This window comes from Streptococcus sp. CP1998 (assembly GCF_041026655.1).
GTDB classification, from domain to species: Bacteria; Bacillota; Bacilli; order Lactobacillales; family Streptococcaceae; genus Streptococcus; species Streptococcus dentalis.
Window position 1 is genome coordinate 241,274 of record NZ_CP163380.1, and the last position, 16,909, is coordinate 258,182.

The window sequence follows — 16,909 nt, forward strand, 5'->3', positions numbered from 1 at the left end:
CCTTCTCCTTTCTAGCTTTGTCTCCTTTCAAAGAGGAGTTTTTTATGGTAAGATTGTAGTAACTATTGTATCATATTCCGCTCTAAAAGTGGGAAATTAGAAAGAGGACGCTATGTCTAAATACGGATTTTTGGATGTTTTAGAAGAGGAAATGGAAAAGGTCTTTCCCTTTGACTTTGAGATCAATTGGGATAAGAAAAACCATGCGGTAGAAGTGGCTTTTCTCTTGGAAGCACAGAATACGGGAGGGGTTGCCTTGGTTGATGAAGCGGGTGAAGAGTCTGACGAGGATATCTTCTTTGAAGAAGCCGTCATCTTCTACAATCCAGCCAAGTCTCATGTGGAAGAAGATGCCTATTTAACGGCGATTCCTTATGAGCCTAAAAAAGGCTTGTCTCGTGAGTTTCTAGCCTATTTTGCGACTTTCCTCCGAGATACAGCCGAGCTGGCCTTGGATGAGCTCATGGATTTCTTAGCAGACGAAGAAGCAGAGAGCTTTGAGATCGTCTGGAACCAAGAAGTTTTTGAAGAAGGCAAAGTTGGCCTAGAAGAAAGTACCTTTTATCCCTATCCGAGATATTAGGAGGGAAAGCTCATGCTTGAGGATTGCATAGCAGCACGGTTCGAATTTACAGGTTGTAAAATTGCCTTGATTTGTGAGGGGCAAATTTTGACCATCTTGCGTGATGATAAAGAAACGATTCCTTACCCCAATATGTGGGACCTGCCGGGTGGTGGTCGGGAAGGAAATGAGACACCTTTTGAGTGTGTGGCGCGTGAGGTTTATGAGGAATTGAACATTCAACTGTCGAAAGATGACGTCATCTGGTCTGGGATCTATCCTGGCATCTTGGATGAGAAGAAACAGTTCGTTTTTCTAGTTGGCAATCTAGCCCAAGAAGAGTTTGATCGCATTGACTTTGGAGATGAGGGACAGGGCTATAAGTTAGTGAGCTTTGAAGAGTTTTTAACTTCAGATCGAGTTGTTCCCCAATTACAAGAACGAGTGAGAGATTATGTGGAGGAAAGTTTATGATAAGACTTGAGAGAGCAGGGGCGGAAGATTTAGAAACCATTATTGCCATTCAAAGAGCCAGTTTTAAGGCAGTTTATGAAAAATACCAGGATGAATATGATCCTTATCTGGAGGACCGTGAACGAATCAAATGGAAACTGGCAGAGCGGCCCAATAGCTATTACTACTTTGTGAAAGAAAACGAAGAGAAGATTGGTTTTTTACGAATTCAGACCAATGAAGAGTTAACAGAAGCTTGGTTGGGGACCGCAGCGATACTGCCTCCGTATCAGGGAAAAGGGTATGGATCTGAAGGATTACGCTTGCTAGAAGAGGAATTTCCAACCATCACACAGTGGGATTTGTGTACGGTGTTACAGGATGCAGGCATGGTCGCCTTCTACGAGAAGAATGGCTACCATCAAACCCATATCGAGCCTGAAAAAGAAGGTATGGATATGGTCTACATGAAAAAATTGATAGAGAAATAGAAAGGATGGTTCAGTTTAATTTCTAAACTGAATCCGCCCTAAACACGGTGCCAAAAAGATAAACTTCTCTTAGACACAAGCGTCTTCAGAGAGTCTCCTATTTTGGCTTTGTGTTTTACGGGCTTGGTATCTTAATGATGGAAACATGGCAAGAGTTAAAAGTTACAGTGAAGCGTGAAGGGGAGGAGCTGGTCTCCAACCTCTTGATTGAGTTAGGCGCTCAAGGGGTTGCGATTGAAGACAGCATGGACTATGTGGGCAATGTGGACCGCTTTGGTGAGATCTTTCCTGATGTCGAGCAGCAAGAAGAGATCGTGGTGACCGCTTACTACCCGGAAACGGTTGATGTAGCAGCGGTTGAAGCGGATTTGCAGGCTCGCTTAGCAGAATTGACGGATTTTATGGATCTAGGAGAGGTCAAGACGGGTACGACTGCCTTGGCTGAGGAAGACTGGGCAGACAACTGGAAGAAATACTATGAACCAGCTCGCATCACCCATGACTTGACCATCGTGCCGTCATGGACAGACTATGAGGCGACTGCTGGAGAAAAGATTATCAAGCTGGATCCTGGTATGGCCTTTGGAACAGGAACCCACCCAACCACTAAGATGAGCCTTTTTGCCTTAGAGCAGGTTCTTCGTGGTGGGGAAACGGTATTAGATGTAGGGACTGGATCCGGTGCCCTTTCCATTGCTAGCTCCCTTCTAGGTGCTAAGGAAATCTTTGCTTATGACTTGGATGATGTGGCGGTTTGCGTCGCTCAGGAAAATATTGAGCTCAATCCTGGCATGGAAAACATTCATGTGGCCCCAGGTGATTTGCTGAAAGGCGTGGAGATTGAAGCAGATGTTATCGTGGCCAACATCTTGGCGGATATCCTCATCCATCTGACGGATGATGCCTATCGTTTGGTCAAGGATGAAGGTTATCTCATCATGAGTGGCATTATCAAGGACAAGTGGGACATGGTGCGTGAGTCAGCTGAGTCGGCTGGATTTTTCCTTGAAACTCACATGATTCAAGGGGAATGGAATGCCTGCGTCTTCAAGAAGACCAAGGATATCTCCGGTGTGATTGGAGGCTAGCATGCAGCAATATTTTGTAAAAGGTTTGGCTAGCTCACCTGTCACCATTGAGGACAAGGAAACCAGCAAGCACATGTTTCAGGTCATGCGCTTAAAAGAAGATGATGAGGTGACTTTGGTCTTTGATGATGGGATCAAGCGCTTGGCGCGCGTGGTCAATGTAGAAGCCCGTCAGTTGGAGCTAATCGAGGAATTAGCTGACAATGTGGAACTGCCAGTTCAAGTGACCATCGCATCAGGCTTTCCCAAGGGAGACAAGCTGGAGTTTATCACTCAAAAAGTGACGGAACTCGGTGCCAGCCAAATCTGGGCCTTCCCTGCAGACTGGTCCGTTGCCAAGTGGGATGGCAAGAAATTGGGAAAGAAGGTCGATAAACTAGAAAAAATCGCCCTTGGGGCAGCGGAACAAAGCAAGCGGAATCTTGTTCCAAGAATTACCCTATTTGAGAAAAAGTCTGACTTTCTAGCACAACTTGATCAGTTTGACCGGATCGTGGTGGCTTATGAAGAGTCTGCCAAAGAAGGAGAAGCAGCTGCCCTCATCCAAGCTATTACTGGTCTTGAAAAGGGGGCCAAACTGCTCTTTATCTTTGGGCCAGAGGGAGGCCTCTCCCCTGCAGAAATTGAAAGTTTTACAGCTAAAGGAGCAGTGTTAGCAGGACTTGGACCTCGCATCCTGCGAGCAGAAACAGCACCACTCTATGCTCTCAGCGCAGTGAGTGTTGTTACAGAATTAATGAACTAACGAAGTGAAGGAATCGCTTCGTTAGTTTTTTTACAAAAATCTTCTATTTTCAAAAATTTTTACGAATTATAATAGTGAGGAGAGGCGCATATGAATAAAAGAAAGAATAGACGACGTTTGATATTTTCTTTGTTAGTTGTTGGACTCTTGATCTGGGTTGGGTCAAAAGTAAAGGATCATCTAGATTTCCAACAAAAAATGATCCGAATTGTACATAGTAAGGAAGTGAAAGAGTTAATTGTACATGATTTGAAACAGGAAGATCCGGACGCGTTTACAGAAACAGGAAAAATTCAATCGTATGAAATTGATGATGAAACGATCGAACACAATCCAATGGGAGGGATTATGTTTGAGGTGATAATAAATGGAGATAAAGAAATAACTGGAAGTATGGGATTGAGGAAGTGTAGTGAAGATGGACCGATTAGATCTGTAGGGATGAGTACTTCTGTAGGGTTTCAAGAACTTATGGAAGAGTAATAAAATTGAAAACTAAATAATGTAAAGCGATACGACTAGGAATTTATGAGGATGGAGATGAAACCAAAAATAAAAAATTGTCGTTATATATTTGGAGTGTTGCTATTAGGAATTTTGATATGGGTAGGTTTACTTGTGAAAAACCATCTTGAATTTCAACATGAAATGGTTCAGATCCTGCATAGTAAGGAAGTGGAAAAGATAATAGAAGAAGAACTGAAGGAGTTGGACCCAAATGCCTTAACACCAAAAGGTAAGATCCAATCGTATGAAATTAATGATGAAACGATTGAACACAATCCAATGGGAGGGATTATGTTTCGTATCATCATTAATGGAGACAAAGAAATAACCGAAAATTTTGGATTACGAAAAGATAGTGAGAATGCACCAATCGAACAAGTGGGAGTGAGTAAATCTGTTGAGTTTCAAGATCTGGTAGAAAAGAAATGATCATCAAAATATATGAAAAGCATATTCGATTCGAATATGAAATATATTTTCTTTGAGAGCTTTGTATATTTACAAAAGATTTTTTAAAAGGATCTTTTTTTGAAAATTTTTACGAATAATTAAAGTGAGAGTAATAAAATTGAAAACTTAATAGTGTAAAGTGATACTATTAGCACTTTATGGAGGATGAAGATGAAACAAAAAAGAAAAATTGGTCGTTATATATTTGGAGTGTTGCTATTAGGAGTCTTGGTATGGGGAGGTCTACTTGTAAAGAACCATCTTGATTTTCAAAATGAAATGGTTGAGATTGTGCATAGTAAAGAAGTAGAAAAGTTGATAGAAGAAGAATTAAAGGCAACAGATCCAGATGCCTTAACACCAAAAGGCAAGATTCGCTCCTATGCGATTGATAATAAGACGATTGAACACAATCCAATGGGGGGGATCATGTTTCGTATCATTATCAATGGAGATAAGGAAATAACTGAAAATTTTGGTTTAAGGAAATATAGCGAGGATGGACCAATTGAACAAGTGGGAGTGAGTAGATCTGTAGAGTTGCGAAAATTATTGGAGGAGTAAGTTTGGTATACACAGACAAAGAAAAAAATGACATCGCTTGGCAAGAATATTCTAAATTGAATGTTGGTAAGGATGTTTTAATTGGGAAAGGAAAACAAGAAAGAAGAATAGGCTATGTTTCTGAAATTTTGGGTCAACCACCAGAAAAGGATATGGTCACCTCTCCTCAAGACTTGGAAGCACGGTTTCTAGGAGACATATCTGGTTTAAATGGTTATATTGTGACAGATAAAGAAATCACTCAGGAAACCAGACCAGAGGATGTGCATGAAGTAACAGTTTTGTTTGAGGGCTCAGAAGCTAAATTTGATCAAAATTTCATGGGAGCCGTAGATGATTGGGTGCTCACCGATGCCCCGACTGCATTACAAATATCAATGGCTAAAAGACTTGGGATCAAAACGGGGAAAACCTCCCAGCTTGACGCGGCTTCGAAAGAAGTAAAAGCAGCAATGGATAGATATCCGAATGCGCGTTTCAAATTTTATGCTCATTCTTTAGGGGGCTTAAATATCCAATCTTCACTGGGTTCTTTAGAGGATAAATATTTAGATAGAATTGATGGGGCTTATATATATGAAGCACCCAACCTTTATCCACAGTTGAGTGATGCAGAAAAGAAACAGGTCGATAAGATTAAATATAAAATTTTTAATTTTATAGACAAGCGTGACTTGGTCACATGGGAACATTCTGAAGAAGGGAATGAAGGAGTTGTTGGAACACTTGTTCGAATTGACAGTAAGGATGCTGGCAATTTAGGAAAACAACATATGTGGGGTGGTTACGACTACAAGTCTGGCTACTTGAACGTCAAAGAAGAGAGTTTAGATGACTATCGGTTAGCTCGAATAAAGCAGACAAAAGAACAACTGCAGTTAAAGAAAAAAACATTGGAGAATTGGAAGAAAAGCGGACTCTCCGGGAATGACCTCATTTCCATGGATACCATTCAGGCAATGGGAATAGTGGAGTCGCTGAAGGAGTTTACCCTCATTGCCTCTGATTATATTTTAGCTGTCTGTGATTTCCGTATTGCGGATATAAAAGGAACCTGGGAGACGTTATTAATTTCTTGCCGTTCAACTGTATTAGGGACCCGTTGTACAGAAAGTGATATCATAAGCGCACTTGCTCAAATTGGTGCAACAAAAGAAACGATTGAGACGAATCGCATCACAGAATTAAAAAAAATTAAAAAAGATACTCTAGAAATAAAAGAAAGTATTTTTAGTCTATCAACAGACATAGCGAAAGGAATTGCAACTGTAATAGGCACGGATGTTGCTCTGGCAAGCCAACTTCAATTGCAATGGTAAAGAATGGGTAACAAAGAGATTGAATACATTAATGCGATTAGAGAAGTAGAAGAAAAATGGAATGGTACTGAAGAAAAATTAAAATTGGAAATGAAAGAACTAGAGAAAAGAATGAATCATATCCATGATCAGTATTGTTTTACAAAACAAAACATTGAAATGATGGAAGAGGAAGTCGGATATTTCTCTAAGACGATGGGTAATACGGAAATTTTATCGGATTATTATCGGGAATTATCAGATGTTTATGAAGAATTGAATGCAGAGCACTATCACAAACTAGCTCATATTGAGGAAGCGCATCAGTTAAAACAAAAAGAATTACAGGTAGCCTCTGAAAAATATGCGAATGAGATTGCAAAATTACGAAAGGAGATGTATGTCGAAAATTGATCTTACAAATGATTTAACATACGAAGATAAGCGTTTCATGGCAGCTCTTCTTAGTGTTAAATTTATGGGGAAAATAGCCTTAACAAAGGCAACTGCTGACCAAAGAAGCATTAAAAAAAGAATTTTATCTAGTTTAACAGAACTTGAAAGTTCTCTAGATCAGGTTATTGGAACTATTGATTCGGATTTGGCTGGAAAATTTTCAAACTCTGTTAAAGAAGGGGTTGAAAGAAAGAAATTGGAGTTAAACGCTTTGCAAGAGTTTTGTAAGACAAAGTAGTATCCGTATATTAAAGTAGCTTCATTGGTTCCCATCTGCTTCTAAAAGTGTTAAAATAGTATCCAAGAAACTGGAGAAAATACATGCCGAAAGAAGAGAATTTAACAGGGGACCAAGTCGTTGCCCTTACAAAAAAATATTTATCACCTGAAGATGTTGCTTTTGTGCAAAAGGCTTTGGTCTATGCGGTTGATTGCCATAATGGACAATTCCGTCAGTCTGGCGAGCCTTATATCATTCACCCAATTCAAGTGGCAGGAATCCTTGCCAAGCTGAAACTGGATGCTGTGACGGTCGCCTGTGGCTTTTTGCATGATGTCGTAGAAGATACGGATGCGACTTTAGATGATTTAGAGCGCGAATTTGGTCATGATGTGCGCGTGATTGTCGATGGGGTGACCAAGCTCGGGAAGGTCAAGTACAAGTCCCATGAAGAGCAGTTGGCGGAAAACCATCGCAAGATGCTCATGGCCATGTCTCAAGATATCCGTGTCATTTTGGTCAAATTGGCAGACCGCTTGCATAATATGCGTACCCTCAAGCATTTGCGCAAGGATAAGCAAGAGCGCATTTCGCGTGAGACCATGGAGATCTATGCGCCACTAGCCCACCGTCTCGGGATTTCCAGCGTTAAGTGGGAGCTTGAGGATTTGTCTTTCCGTTATTTGAACGAAGTCGAATTCTACAAGATCTCCCATATGATGAAGGAAAAACGTCGTGAGCGAGAAGAGTTGGTCGAAGAGGTTGTCCACAAGATTGAGACTTATGCTGGTGAACGTCATCTGCATGGGAAAATTTATGGTCGACCAAAGCATATCTATTCGATCTATCGCAAAATGCAGGATAAAAAGAAACGCTTTGATGAAATCTATGACTTGATTGCCATCCGCTGCATCCTGGACACTCCAAGTGATGTCTATGCCATGCTGGGCTACATCCATGAGCTCTGGAAGCCAATGCCAGGGCGTTTTAAGGACTATATTGCCAACCGTAAGGCCAATGGCTATCAGTCTATCCATACGACTGTATATGGCCCTAAAGGACCGATTGAATTCCAGATCCGAACCAAGGAAATGCACGAAGTCGCTGAGTATGGGGTTGCGGCTCACTGGGCCTATAAAAAAGGGATCAAGGGTCAGGTCAACAGCAAGGAATCGGCTATTGGGATGAACTGGATCAAGGAGATGATGGAACTCCAAGACCAGTCAGGCGATGCCAAAGAATTTGTTGAAAATGTAAAAGAAGACATCCTGGCAGAAGAGATTTACGTCTTTACTCCAGATGGAACTGTGCGCTCGCTTCCGAAAGATTCTGGACCGATCGATTTTGCCTATGAAATCCACACCAAGGTTGGGGAAAAAGCGATTGGTGCCAAGGTCAATGGCCGGATGGTGCCCCTCAATACCAAACTTCGGACGGGAGACCAGGTGGAGATTATCACCAATGCCAACTCCTTTGGTCCGAGCCGTGACTGGCTGACCCTTGTTAAAACTAGCAAGGCGCGCAACAAGATCCGTCAATTCTTTAAAAATCAAGACAAGGAATTGTCGATTAACCGTGGTCGGGACCTCTTGATGGCCCAATTCCACGAGCATGACTTGGTAGCCAATAAGTTCATGGACAAAAAGCACATGGACAAAGTGCTACAAAAATCAAGTTACAAGACAGAAGAAGCCTTGTTTGCGGCGATTGGTTTTGGAGAGATTGGGGCTATTACCATCTTTAACCGCTTGACGGAGGATGAACGCCGAGAAGAAGAGCGGGCTAAGGCACGCGCAGAAGCAGAAGAGCTAGTCAAAGGTGGCGAGGTCAAGGTTGAAAATAAAAAAGACACCTTGAAGGTCCGTCACGAAGGTGGCGTGGTTATCCAAGGTGCTTCTGGACTCTTGATTCGGATTGCTAAGTGTTGTAATCCAGTTCCAGGTGATGAAATCGTCGGCTACATCACCAAAGGACGCGGTGTTGCCATTCACCGTCAGGACTGTATGAACCTCCGAGCTCAAGACAACTACGAGCAACGCTTGATCGATGTAGAATGGGAAGATAACAATACGACCAAGGACTACATTGCTCACATCGATATATACGGACTCAACCGTGCCGGACTTCTGAACGATGTACTACAAGTCCTCTCCAATACAGCTAAGATGGTCTCAACCGTCAATGCCCAGCCAACCAAAGATATGAAATTTGCCAATATCCACATTTCCTTTGGGATTCCAAACTTGTCTATGTTGACAACAGTTGTGGATAAGATTAAGAGTGTGCCGGAGGTGTACTCTGTTAAGCGTACCAACGGCTAGTCTTCTGCGGAAATCGACTTCATACTGCGTTAGTTTCGACTAGCCTAACTACAGTTATGCCTGCGTCTCACTGCCTTGTCTGTGGTTGATGTTCTTTCAAGGGTAGCAGTGAATGTTCAATAGGTTTATAAAATAGGATAATAAAATGAAATTAGTGATTCAACGGGTCAAGAGTGCCTCGGTTTCCATTGATGGTCAAGTCTACAATGCGATCCAGCAAGGCTTGCTGCTCCTAGTAGGTGTCGGTCCAGATGACGATCAGAAAGATTTAGATTATGCGGTTCGAAAGGTATCGCAGATGCGTATTTTCTCAGATGAGGAAGATAAGATGAATCTTTCGGTCAAAGATATTCAAGGAGAAATCTTGTCGATCTCTCAATTTACCCTCTTTGCGGAGACAAAAAAAGGCAACCGTCCTGCTTTTATAGGGGCTGCCAAGCCAGATATGGCCAGTCAGTTATATGATGCCTTTAATGATCAATTAGAAAAAGAAGTCCCTGTCAAACGAGGGATCTTTGGAGCCGATATGGCGATTGAATTGATCAATGATGGTCCGGTGACGATTTTACTAGATACAAAAAATCCATAAGTAAGAAAACATGCAGTCGGGTTAGACTGCATGTTTTTCGATATAGAGTTGTTGGGCGATCAATTGGTTGATAGAAATTTCTTGTTCATGGATAACGAAGTGATAGAGCCCTGTGTAGTCATCGTACCGTTGAAACGCGATGGTATCACCAATTTGGAGATGGATCTGGTCTAAGAATTTTAACAATTCATAGGTGTCATAGACCCTTTGCAGAATATACAGACCAGGTTGGGTCGTTTCACTGAGACGGTCTTGGTGGGCTTCGACAAGCCTTTCGCCTTTCTTTGGAATTGTCCCACCGTGAGGGCAGGTCTTAGGATTTCCAAGCATGTGATCCAGTCGGTCGATGAAATGTTCAGAAACGGTATGCTCGAGAACTTCTGCCTCTTCATGGACTTCCTCAGTTGTGTAGCCAAGATTTTCCAGCAGAAATACTTCGATCAAGCGGTGCTTGCGGTAGAGATCAGAGACCAATTGCGAGCCCAGATCTGTTAGTAGATAGCCATGGGTCTTATCTTTCACCAAGAGGCCCTCAGAGATCATGCGCTTAATCATCTCGGTCACAGCGGGCGGAGAGACCTGCATGCGACTGGCGATTTCCTTATTACTGATTTTTTCTACTTCTGTGCCAATTTCATAAATGCACTTGAGGTAATCTTCTTTGTTTGGTGTCATGCTTTCCTCTTTTCTTCGCTCACTTCTAGTATATCAAAAAAATCCTCAAAAACGCTAGTGGAGTAATGAGAATTGTCTCAAGCTCCAAAAGATGGTAGTATAGAAGCATAGAAAGGACGGCATCATGAACAGACGGGAATTAGCGAGACTAGGCTGGAGAGAGAATAGTTTAGCCTATCTAGAGAGGCACTTGCAGGGATATAAAGATCCACAAGCCTACCAAGAACAATACCAGTCTGTCTTTTTCTTTGCCAGTCCTCTGTTTCAAAACATGTGGTTTCAAGAGATCAAGGATCTAACGGAGACTGCTGCCCAAGACTTGCTGAGGGGCGTCATGAAAATTCTCCTGATGCCGAGTGACTTGTCTGGAACTTGTGAAGAAACAGCCTTTCTTCTGAGTAGGATGGCTCCAGATTGTCCGCCAGGATCCGACTTTTGGAAGGCTTTTTCACGCGTCGTGCAGGTCGCCTTTGAAAAGGATCCTTTAGCAGATCAGTCGGGAGATCAGCTTTTGAAACGCCAGGTTCACCAGTTGCGCTACCTACTTTCAAGTTACCAGGCGCAATGGATTCGGATACATAATGCGAGAGCTGGACAGACTGACGAAGAGGCCTTACAAGCTTACCTACAGGAGACTATAGCTGTCACGGTGGATGCTTATGCGGCTGCTCGTCTTCACAACAAGGTCTCCCTAAGGCCAGATGGTCACCTTCATTATCCATCAGGGGCCTCACAACAAGTCAATTTCAAAGTCTTGTTAAATTTCCATACGGAGTATATTTTCGACCAAGCTGGGCATTTCCTCAATGAAGTCGATCCAGTAGAAATTTCTGAAAATGGCATTGTCAATGGTGCCAGTTTTAACTACGGGTTGGCTAGGGGCCGGAACCATAAGGACTTAGATATTGATCCCGTCAAAGCGTGGGACCCAGCCTTTCGTAAGCAGGTCCTTTATCGCCAAGGTGTTCGCTATCTAGCCCCTAAAAATGATCGCAGCATCGAGGGATACTGGAGTCGAAAAGGAGTCTTTGCACAGGAAGGTAAGAGCTACAAGCAACAAGTGGCAAGACGCGTGCGAAGTTTCCTCAGAGGCATCCCTCGCTTACGCTGGCGGGTCCTCCTCCAGAATGGGCTCCATCGGATTTTATAGCAATGAAAAAGAGGCAGTAGACCTCTTTTTACTTTAATCAAGTGCTTTGACAGCTTCAATTGCAGCGTCGTAATTGGGTTCGCTGTTGATGTTGTCTAAGTATTCAACGTAAGTAACCTTGTTATTCGCATCTAAGACCAAGACAGCGCGTGCGAGCAAGTGCCATTCATTGATCAAGAGGCCGTAGGCTTTTCCGAAGGAATGGTCGTAGTAGTCTGAGAGCATGATAGCATTGTCGAGCCCTTCAGCAGCGCACCACTTACCTTGAGCAAAAGGAAGGTCGACAGAGACCGTCAAGACGACAGTGTCTTCCAAGTCCGACAAGGTCTTGTTGAAGTGACGTGTTTGCATCGAACAGATCCCTGTGTCGATGGATGGGATGATGCTGAGGACTTTTTTCTTGCCAGCAAAATCAGCTAAAGATTTCTTCTCCAGAGCTGGAGTGATCAATGAAAAATCATGAGCCATTTCCCCTACTTGCAGTTGAGATCCGGTAAAGGTAACAGGGTTTCCTAAAAATGTTGCCATAAAAAGACTCCTTTTTTTGTTTTTATTGTACCTCAATACCGGAGGAGGGGCCACTGATTTGTTTAGAAATCTGAAGGGTTACTGACTCAATCCTTCTGCGATCTTGTCTAAGTTCCACTTCATCATGCTGTAGTAGCTATCGCCCTTTTCTCCTTCTTTGGCAATGGAATCAGTGAAGATCTTTGCATAGATCGGGATATTGGTATCTTTAGAGACAGTTTTCATAGGACGTTCATCGACACTGGATTCAACAAAGAGAGACGGCACCTTGGTTTGACGCAATTTCTCTACCAGTGTTTTGATTTGTTCGGGTGTCCCTTCTTCTTCGGTATTGATTTCCCAGATATAGGCAGATGGGACGCCATAGGCTTTGGAGAAGTACTTGAAGCAACCTTCGCTGGTTACAATCATTTTCTTGTCTGCCGGGATGTTATTGAATGCTTGCTTAGCTTCTTGATCCAGCTTGCTGAGCTTTTCAGTGTAGGCTGCTAGATTTTTTTCGTAGAAGTCCTTATTTTTTGGATCTTTTGCGATTAATTGTTTGGCAATGTTTTTAGCGTAGAGGATTCCATTTTCGAGATTGAGCCAAGCGTGAGGGTCTTCTTTTCCAGCCTGGTTTTGGCCTTCTAGGTAGATGACGTCGACTCCGTCGCTAGCTGCGAAATAGTCCTTGTTTTCTACTTTATTGGCATTTTTGACCAATTTAGTAAACCAAGCATTGCCACCCGTTTCGAGGTTGATCCCATTGTAGAAGATCAGGTCGGCTTGTGAAGTTTTTTTGACATCTTCTGGGAGTGGTTCGTACTCGTGGGGATCTTGACCGACAGGGACAATACTGTGTAGCTCGATTTTATCCCCCGCGATATTTTTGGTCATATCTGCGAGAATGGAGTTGGTGGTAACCACCTTCAATTTATCGGATGAGGACTTGGAAGAAGAGCCTTTGCTACAGGCCAACAGACCAAATAAGAGCGCCACAAAGAGGGCGAGGACAGAAGCGATTTTTTTCATGTGTTTCTCCTTTAATGAGGCGAAAGAGCGTGCTTGTTCTTTCTCTGCTTAGGAGCGATAAAGAAGCTGATGAGAAAGAAGACAGCAGAAGTGAGGACAATACAAGACCCGACGGCGATGTTGAAGCTATAGCCAATAAAGAGTCCTAGGATGGATGCAAGAGCACCTAATCCGGATGAAAGGAGCATCATGGACCAGAGGCTGTTGGCATAGAGATAGGCCGTCGCAGCGGGTGTGATGAGCATGGCGACGATGAGAATGGTCCCGACACTCTGCATAGCAGTGACAGAAACCAAGGTCAAGAGCACCATGAGAAGGTAGTGATAGACCTTGACCCGGACGCCCATGGATTGAGCCAGAACAGGATCAAAAGATGTGAGCAGTAAGGGTCGAAAGAGCAGGCAAATCACCAGCAAGACCGCCACCCCAATACCGATGGTCATCCACATATCCTGGTCTTGCACGGCCAAGATATTCCCAAAGAGGATGTGGAAAAGGTCGGTGGAACTTTTAGCGACTCCGATCAGAATGACTCCTAGGGCGAGGAAAGAAGAAAAGGTAATCCCAATTGCAGTGTCGCTCTTGATGATGGAGTTGCTCTTGATATAGGTGATCAGGATGGAAGCTAAAAGCCCGAAGGCAATGGCGCCAATAAAGAAATTGATACCCAGAATAAAGGAAAGGGCCACACCTGGAAGGACCGCGTGTGAGATGGCATCTCCCATGAGAGACATGCCTCGCAAAATGATGAAACATCCGACTGCACCAGCGACGATCCCGATGGCAATAGCTGTAATGAGAGCGTTTTGTAGGAAATGAAATTGTTGTAATCCATCGATAAATTCTGCAATCATCTGATTTCACCTCCTATAAAGAGTTCATGACCGTAGGCTCCATGCAGATTCTCCTTGGTAAAGGTTTCCTCTGTTTTTCCAAAAGCAATCAGCTTACGATGGAGAAGGAGGACCTGGTCGAAGTAAGCAGGGACCTTGCTGAGGTCGTGATGGACGATCAGGATGGTCTTGCCTTCTTTTTTCAAGGTTTTTAGTGTTTGCATGATGATGTCTTCGCTAACGGAGTCAATCCCTGCAAAGGGCTCATCCAAAAAGATGACCTCTGCTTCTTGGACCAAGCAGCGGGCGATTAGGACCCGTTGGAATTGCCCTCCTGAAAGCTGACCAATCTGGCGATTTGCTAGATCAAGAAGATTGACAAGTTTCAAGGCATTTTCCACTTTTTGGAGATCCTCTTTACTTTTTCGCTTGAAGATCGAAAGATGGGGATAGAGGCCCAGTGAGACACACTCCCGCACCGTGATGGGGAAGTGGAAATCAATAGCGGTCTTTTGTTCGACGTAGGCCACTCGTTGAAGAACTTGGCCGAGATCTTTTTGATCGAGCAGGACCTTTCCCGCATGAGGGAGAAGTCCTAGCATGGCCTTGATCAGGGTTGACTTTCCTGCTCCGTTGGGTCCAAGAATGCCTAGGATGGTTGGACCCTGGATGGTGAGGGAAAGATCCTCTAGGGCCAGTGTTTGCTGGTAGGCAACACTTAGATGTTCAATTTGAATCATGAGTTTGCTCCTTTACTATTAATATACATAAATGAAAAAATTAAGTCAAGTTAATTTTTAAAATAATTTAGATTAACTTACTTGTAATCATTGAAAAAAGTTCCTATTTTTGATAAGGTTATTAGAAAAGAATGAAAGCGAGAAGATCATGGTACGTTTACAAGATGATTTTTATGATTATGTCAATGGGGAATGGGCTGAGACAGCTGTGATTCCTGATGACAAACCGTCAACTGGTGGTTTTATGGACTTGATCCAAGATATCGAAAACTTGATGTTGGATATCACTGGAAAATGGCAACGGGGAGAAGAGCTGCCTGAAGACAGCATTCTGCAAAACTTTGTCAAATACCACAAAATGGTGGCAGATTTTGATGCGCGAGAAGCAGCTGGTGTGGCACCAGTCATGCCCTTGATCAATGAAATCAAGGCCTTGTCTTCTTTTGAAGACTATACCAGCAAGTTGGGCACCTATGAACTAGCTGGCAAACCAAATCTCATGCCATTTAGCGTGTCACCAGACTTTATGAATGCCCAAATGAATGTCTTGTGGGGAGAGTCCCTTGCTCTCATCTTGCCAGATACGACCTACTATGAAGAAGACAATGAAAAAGGCCTAGAATTACTGGCTATCTGGCGCCAAATGATGGAAAAACTCTTACCAAAATTTGAATTCTCAGAGGAAGAAATCAAAGACATTCTGGATAAAGTGATTGCGGCGGATGCAGAATTGGCCAAATATGTCTTATCAAACGAAGAAAGATCAGAGTACAACAAACTCTACCATCCTTATGAGTGGGCAGATTTCAAGGCCTTGGTTCCAGAATTGCCTCTCGATACCTTCTTTACAGAAGTGATCGGACAAACACCAGATAAAATCATCGTGCCAGAAGAGCGTTTCTGGAAGGAATTCGCACCAAAATACTATTCAGCAGCCAACTGGGAAACCATTCATGCCAAATTGAAACTTGGTGCAGCCCTAGATTGGACATCTTTCTTGACCGAAGAAATCCGTGTCTTGTCTGGTGAATATGGACGGATCATCACGGGGATTCCAGAACCTCGTCCAAAAGAAAAAGCAGCTCTGGCCTTGGCAGAAGGACCTTATAGCCAAGCGCTTGGACTCTGGTATGCGGGCGAAAAATTCTCACCAGAAGCAAAAGCAGACGTAGAGCATAAAGTAGCGACCATGATTGAAGTCTACAAGGAGCGCTTAGAAAAAGCAGACTGGCTCGCTCCTGAGACTCGTGAAAAAGCCATTGTCAAACTCAATGTTATCACACCACATATCGGCTACCCTGAAAAATTACCAGAAACGTATGCCAAGAAAATCATCGACGAAAGCAAGACCTTGGTGGAAAATGCTCAAGCCCTTTACGAAATTTCCATTGCCCATACTTGGAGCAAGTGGAACCAACCAGTTGATCGGAGCGAATGGCACATGCCAGCCCACCTGGTCAATGCCTACTATGATCCGCAACAAAACCAAATCGTCTTCCCAGCAGCGATTTTACAAGCACCTTTCTATGACCTTCACCAATCATCATCAGCCAACTACGGCGGAATCGGTGCAGTCATTGCCCATGAAATCTCCCACGCCTTTGACACCAATGGTGCTTCCTTTGATGAGCACGGTAGCTTGAAAGACTGGTGGAAGCCAGAAGATTACGAAGCCTTTACCGCTCGGACTCAAAAAGTCATCGATCAGTTTGAAGGACAAGACTCTTACGGTGCCAAGATCAACGGGAAATTGACCGTTTCTGAAAACGTAGCAGACCTCGGTGGTATCGTACCCTTGAAGCCGCGAAGAAAGAAGCAGACTTCTCAGCAGAAGAATTCTTCACCAACTTTGCTCGCATCTGGCGCATGAAAGCTCGGACAGAGTACATGCAACTCCTTGCAAGTGTCGATGTCCACGCACCAGGAAAACTCCGCACCAATGTCCAATTACCAAACTTTGACGAATTCTTTGAAACCTTTGATGTCAAAGAAGGCGACGGTATGTGGCGCGCACCAGAAGATCGTGTGATCATTTGGTAGTCTAAGATACTAAGCCCGTAAAAAAAGCGAGAAGAAAAAGAGAGATTGACTATGTGGGCCATGTCCACCAGTCAATCTCTCTTTTTCTCGACGCTTTTAGGGCGAGTTCAATTTCGCGATACTAGTTTTGTTGATCAAAGGAAGTAGTCTCGACTTCAGTTAAGCCATTGATTGATTTTCTTGATTGC

General features: G+C 43.3%; 19 protein-coding genes and 1 pseudogene. 15 read left to right on the forward strand and 5 right to left on the reverse strand.

All coding sequences use genetic code 11. From position 1 onward, the window contains the following. Positions 1-112 precede the first annotated feature (112 nt). The 13 genes from AB4X21_RS01365 (at position 113) to dtd (ending at position 9,744) form a co-directional block, all read left to right on the forward strand. Positions 113-583 carry a DUF3013 family protein gene (locus tag AB4X21_RS01365; protein WP_369088052.1) on the forward strand — a complete coding sequence of 157 codons (471 nt, stop codon included), beginning with the start codon at positions 113-115 and terminating at the stop codon, positions 581-583. A 12-nt stretch (positions 584-595) separates the two neighbouring features. Then, positions 596-1,036 carry an NUDIX hydrolase gene (locus AB4X21_RS01370; RefSeq protein WP_369088053.1) on the forward strand — a complete coding sequence of 147 codons (441 nt, stop codon included), beginning with the start codon at positions 596-598 and terminating at the stop codon, positions 1,034-1,036. Further along, on the forward strand, positions 1,033-1,506 hold the full coding sequence (locus AB4X21_RS01375) for a GNAT family N-acetyltransferase (protein WP_369088054.1): 474 nt from the start codon (positions 1,033-1,035) through the stop codon (positions 1,504-1,506). Before AB4X21_RS01370 ends, AB4X21_RS01375 begins: the two co-directional genes overlap by 4 nt. 137 nt (positions 1,507-1,643) lie before the next feature. Then, positions 1,644-2,594 (forward strand): 50S ribosomal protein L11 methyltransferase, encoded by a 951-nt coding sequence (gene prmA / locus AB4X21_RS01380; RefSeq protein WP_369088356.1) that lies wholly within the window; start codon positions 1,644-1,646, stop codon positions 2,592-2,594. Between the two features lies 1 nt (position 2,595). Beyond that, a complete protein-coding gene (locus AB4X21_RS01385; protein ID WP_369088055.1) occupies positions 2,596-3,339 on the forward strand; it encodes a 16S rRNA (uracil(1498)-N(3))-methyltransferase in 744 nt (247 codons plus the stop codon). Positions 3,340-3,429: 90 nt separating this feature from the next. Beyond that, entirely contained in the window at positions 3,430-3,822 is a 393-nt protein-coding gene (locus AB4X21_RS01390; RefSeq protein ID WP_369088056.1) for a DUF1310 family protein, read from the forward strand. A gap of 57 nt (positions 3,823-3,879) precedes the next feature. Continuing rightward, positions 3,880-4,275, forward strand: coding sequence for a DUF1310 family protein (locus AB4X21_RS01395; protein ID WP_369088057.1), 396 nt, complete (start codon positions 3,880-3,882; stop codon positions 4,273-4,275). A 192-nt stretch (positions 4,276-4,467) separates the two neighbouring features. Next, positions 4,468-4,860, forward strand: a complete 393-nt coding sequence (locus tag AB4X21_RS01400) for a DUF1310 family protein (RefSeq protein WP_041826210.1) — start codon at positions 4,468-4,470, stop codon at positions 4,858-4,860. A gap of 2 nt (positions 4,861-4,862) precedes the next feature. After that, entirely contained in the window at positions 4,863-6,179 is a 1,317-nt protein-coding gene (locus tag AB4X21_RS01405; protein ID WP_369088058.1) for a hypothetical protein, read from the forward strand. Positions 6,180-6,182: 3 nt separating this feature from the next. Then, positions 6,183-6,572 (forward strand): hypothetical protein, encoded by a 390-nt coding sequence (locus AB4X21_RS01410; RefSeq protein WP_369088059.1) that lies wholly within the window; start codon positions 6,183-6,185, stop codon positions 6,570-6,572. After that, positions 6,559-6,852 carry a hypothetical protein gene (locus tag AB4X21_RS01415; RefSeq protein ID WP_369088060.1) on the forward strand — a complete coding sequence of 98 codons (294 nt, stop codon included), beginning with the start codon at positions 6,559-6,561 and terminating at the stop codon, positions 6,850-6,852. The genes AB4X21_RS01410 and AB4X21_RS01415 overlap by 14 nt, the downstream gene beginning before the upstream one ends. Positions 6,853-6,935: 83 nt before the next feature. Then, a complete protein-coding gene (locus AB4X21_RS01420; protein ID WP_003013723.1) occupies positions 6,936-9,155 on the forward strand; it encodes a bifunctional (p)ppGpp synthetase/guanosine-3',5'-bis(diphosphate) 3'-pyrophosphohydrolase in 2,220 nt (739 codons plus the stop codon). 145 nt (positions 9,156-9,300) lie between these two features. After that, the gene (dtd, locus tag AB4X21_RS01425; protein ID WP_003013773.1) at positions 9,301-9,744 is read left to right on the forward strand and encodes a D-aminoacyl-tRNA deacylase; all 444 of its coding nucleotides are present in this window, start codon (positions 9,301-9,303) and stop codon (positions 9,742-9,744) included. 21 nt (positions 9,745-9,765) lie between these two features. Here dtd and AB4X21_RS01430 read toward each other — a convergent pair whose 3' ends face one another. Further along, positions 9,766-10,419 (reverse strand): metal-dependent transcriptional regulator, encoded by a 654-nt coding sequence (locus AB4X21_RS01430; RefSeq protein WP_003013784.1) that lies wholly within the window; start codon positions 10,417-10,419, stop codon positions 9,766-9,768. A gap of 124 nt (positions 10,420-10,543) precedes the next feature. Between AB4X21_RS01430 and AB4X21_RS01435 the strand changes: the two genes are divergently transcribed. Continuing rightward, positions 10,544-11,569, forward strand: a complete 1,026-nt coding sequence (locus AB4X21_RS01435; RefSeq protein ID WP_003013724.1) for a DUF3114 domain-containing protein — start codon at positions 10,544-10,546, stop codon at positions 11,567-11,569. 33 nt (positions 11,570-11,602) lie between these two features. Here AB4X21_RS01435 and tpx read toward each other — a convergent pair whose 3' ends face one another. The 4 genes from tpx to AB4X21_RS01455 form a co-directional block, all read right to left on the reverse strand. After that, positions 11,603-12,097, reverse strand: coding sequence for a thiol peroxidase (gene tpx / locus AB4X21_RS01440; RefSeq protein ID WP_369088061.1), 495 nt, complete (start codon positions 12,095-12,097; stop codon positions 11,603-11,605). A gap of 78 nt (positions 12,098-12,175) precedes the next feature. Next, positions 12,176-13,108 (reverse strand): metal ABC transporter substrate-binding lipoprotein/fibrin-binding adhesin FimA, encoded by a 933-nt coding sequence (gene fimA, locus AB4X21_RS01445; RefSeq protein WP_003013610.1) that lies wholly within the window; start codon positions 13,106-13,108, stop codon positions 12,176-12,178. 11 nt (positions 13,109-13,119) lie between these two features. Beyond that, the gene (locus AB4X21_RS01450; protein ID WP_369088062.1) at positions 13,120-13,962 is read right to left on the reverse strand and encodes a metal ABC transporter permease subunit; all 843 of its coding nucleotides are present in this window, start codon (positions 13,960-13,962) and stop codon (positions 13,120-13,122) included. Then, complete coding sequence (locus tag AB4X21_RS01455; RefSeq protein ID WP_369088063.1) at positions 13,959-14,681, reverse strand: metal ABC transporter ATP-binding protein; 723 nt, start codon at positions 14,679-14,681, stop codon at positions 13,959-13,961. The genes AB4X21_RS01450 and AB4X21_RS01455 overlap by 4 nt, the downstream gene beginning before the upstream one ends. A 148-nt stretch (positions 14,682-14,829) precedes the next feature. On the opposite strand from AB4X21_RS01455, the pseudogene AB4X21_RS01460 reads away from it, so the two are divergent. After that, a pseudogene (locus tag AB4X21_RS01460) lies at positions 14,830-16,721 on the forward strand (M13 family metallopeptidase). The last annotated feature ends 188 nt before the right edge of the window (positions 16,722-16,909 follow it).

Bases quoted from the DNA above. Each gene is read 5' to 3' on its own strand.
- prmA (WP_369088356.1), top strand. From the start codon at position 1,644: ATGGAAACATGGCAAGAGTTAAAAGTTACAGTGAAGCGTGAAGGGGAG.
- AB4X21_RS01385 (WP_369088055.1), top strand. From the start codon at position 2,596: ATGCAGCAATATTTTGTAAAAGGTTTGGCTAGCTCACCTGTCACCATT.
- AB4X21_RS01370 (WP_369088053.1), top strand. From the start codon at position 596: ATGCTTGAGGATTGCATAGCAGCACGGTTCGAATTTACAGGTTGTAAA.
- AB4X21_RS01365 (WP_369088052.1), top strand. From the start codon at position 113: ATGTCTAAATACGGATTTTTGGATGTTTTAGAAGAGGAAATGGAAAAG.
- tpx (WP_369088061.1), bottom strand. From the start codon at position 12,097: ATGGCAACATTTTTAGGAAACCCTGTTACCTTTACCGGATCTCAACTG.
- AB4X21_RS01435 (WP_003013724.1), top strand. From the start codon at position 10,544: ATGAACAGACGGGAATTAGCGAGACTAGGCTGGAGAGAGAATAGTTTA.
- AB4X21_RS01450 (WP_369088062.1), bottom strand. From the start codon at position 13,962: ATGATTGCAGAATTTATCGATGGATTACAACAATTTCATTTCCTACAA.
- fimA (WP_003013610.1), bottom strand. From the start codon at position 13,108: ATGAAAAAAATCGCTTCTGTCCTCGCCCTCTTTGTGGCGCTCTTATTT.
- AB4X21_RS01390 (WP_369088056.1), top strand. From the start codon at position 3,430: ATGAATAAAAGAAAGAATAGACGACGTTTGATATTTTCTTTGTTAGTT.
- AB4X21_RS01420 (WP_003013723.1), top strand. From the start codon at position 6,936: ATGCCGAAAGAAGAGAATTTAACAGGGGACCAAGTCGTTGCCCTTACA.
- AB4X21_RS01415 (WP_369088060.1), top strand. From the start codon at position 6,559: ATGTCGAAAATTGATCTTACAAATGATTTAACATACGAAGATAAGCGT.
- AB4X21_RS01395 (WP_369088057.1), top strand. From the start codon at position 3,880: ATGAAACCAAAAATAAAAAATTGTCGTTATATATTTGGAGTGTTGCTA.
- AB4X21_RS01400 (WP_041826210.1), top strand. From the start codon at position 4,468: ATGAAACAAAAAAGAAAAATTGGTCGTTATATATTTGGAGTGTTGCTA.
- AB4X21_RS01375 (WP_369088054.1), top strand. From the start codon at position 1,033: ATGATAAGACTTGAGAGAGCAGGGGCGGAAGATTTAGAAACCATTATT.
- AB4X21_RS01455 (WP_369088063.1), bottom strand. From the start codon at position 14,681: ATGATTCAAATTGAACATCTAAGTGTTGCCTACCAGCAAACACTGGCC.
- AB4X21_RS01430 (WP_003013784.1), bottom strand. From the start codon at position 10,419: ATGACACCAAACAAAGAAGATTACCTCAAGTGCATTTATGAAATTGGC.
- AB4X21_RS01410 (WP_369088059.1), top strand. From the start codon at position 6,183: ATGGGTAACAAAGAGATTGAATACATTAATGCGATTAGAGAAGTAGAA.
- dtd (WP_003013773.1), top strand. From the start codon at position 9,301: ATGAAATTAGTGATTCAACGGGTCAAGAGTGCCTCGGTTTCCATTGAT.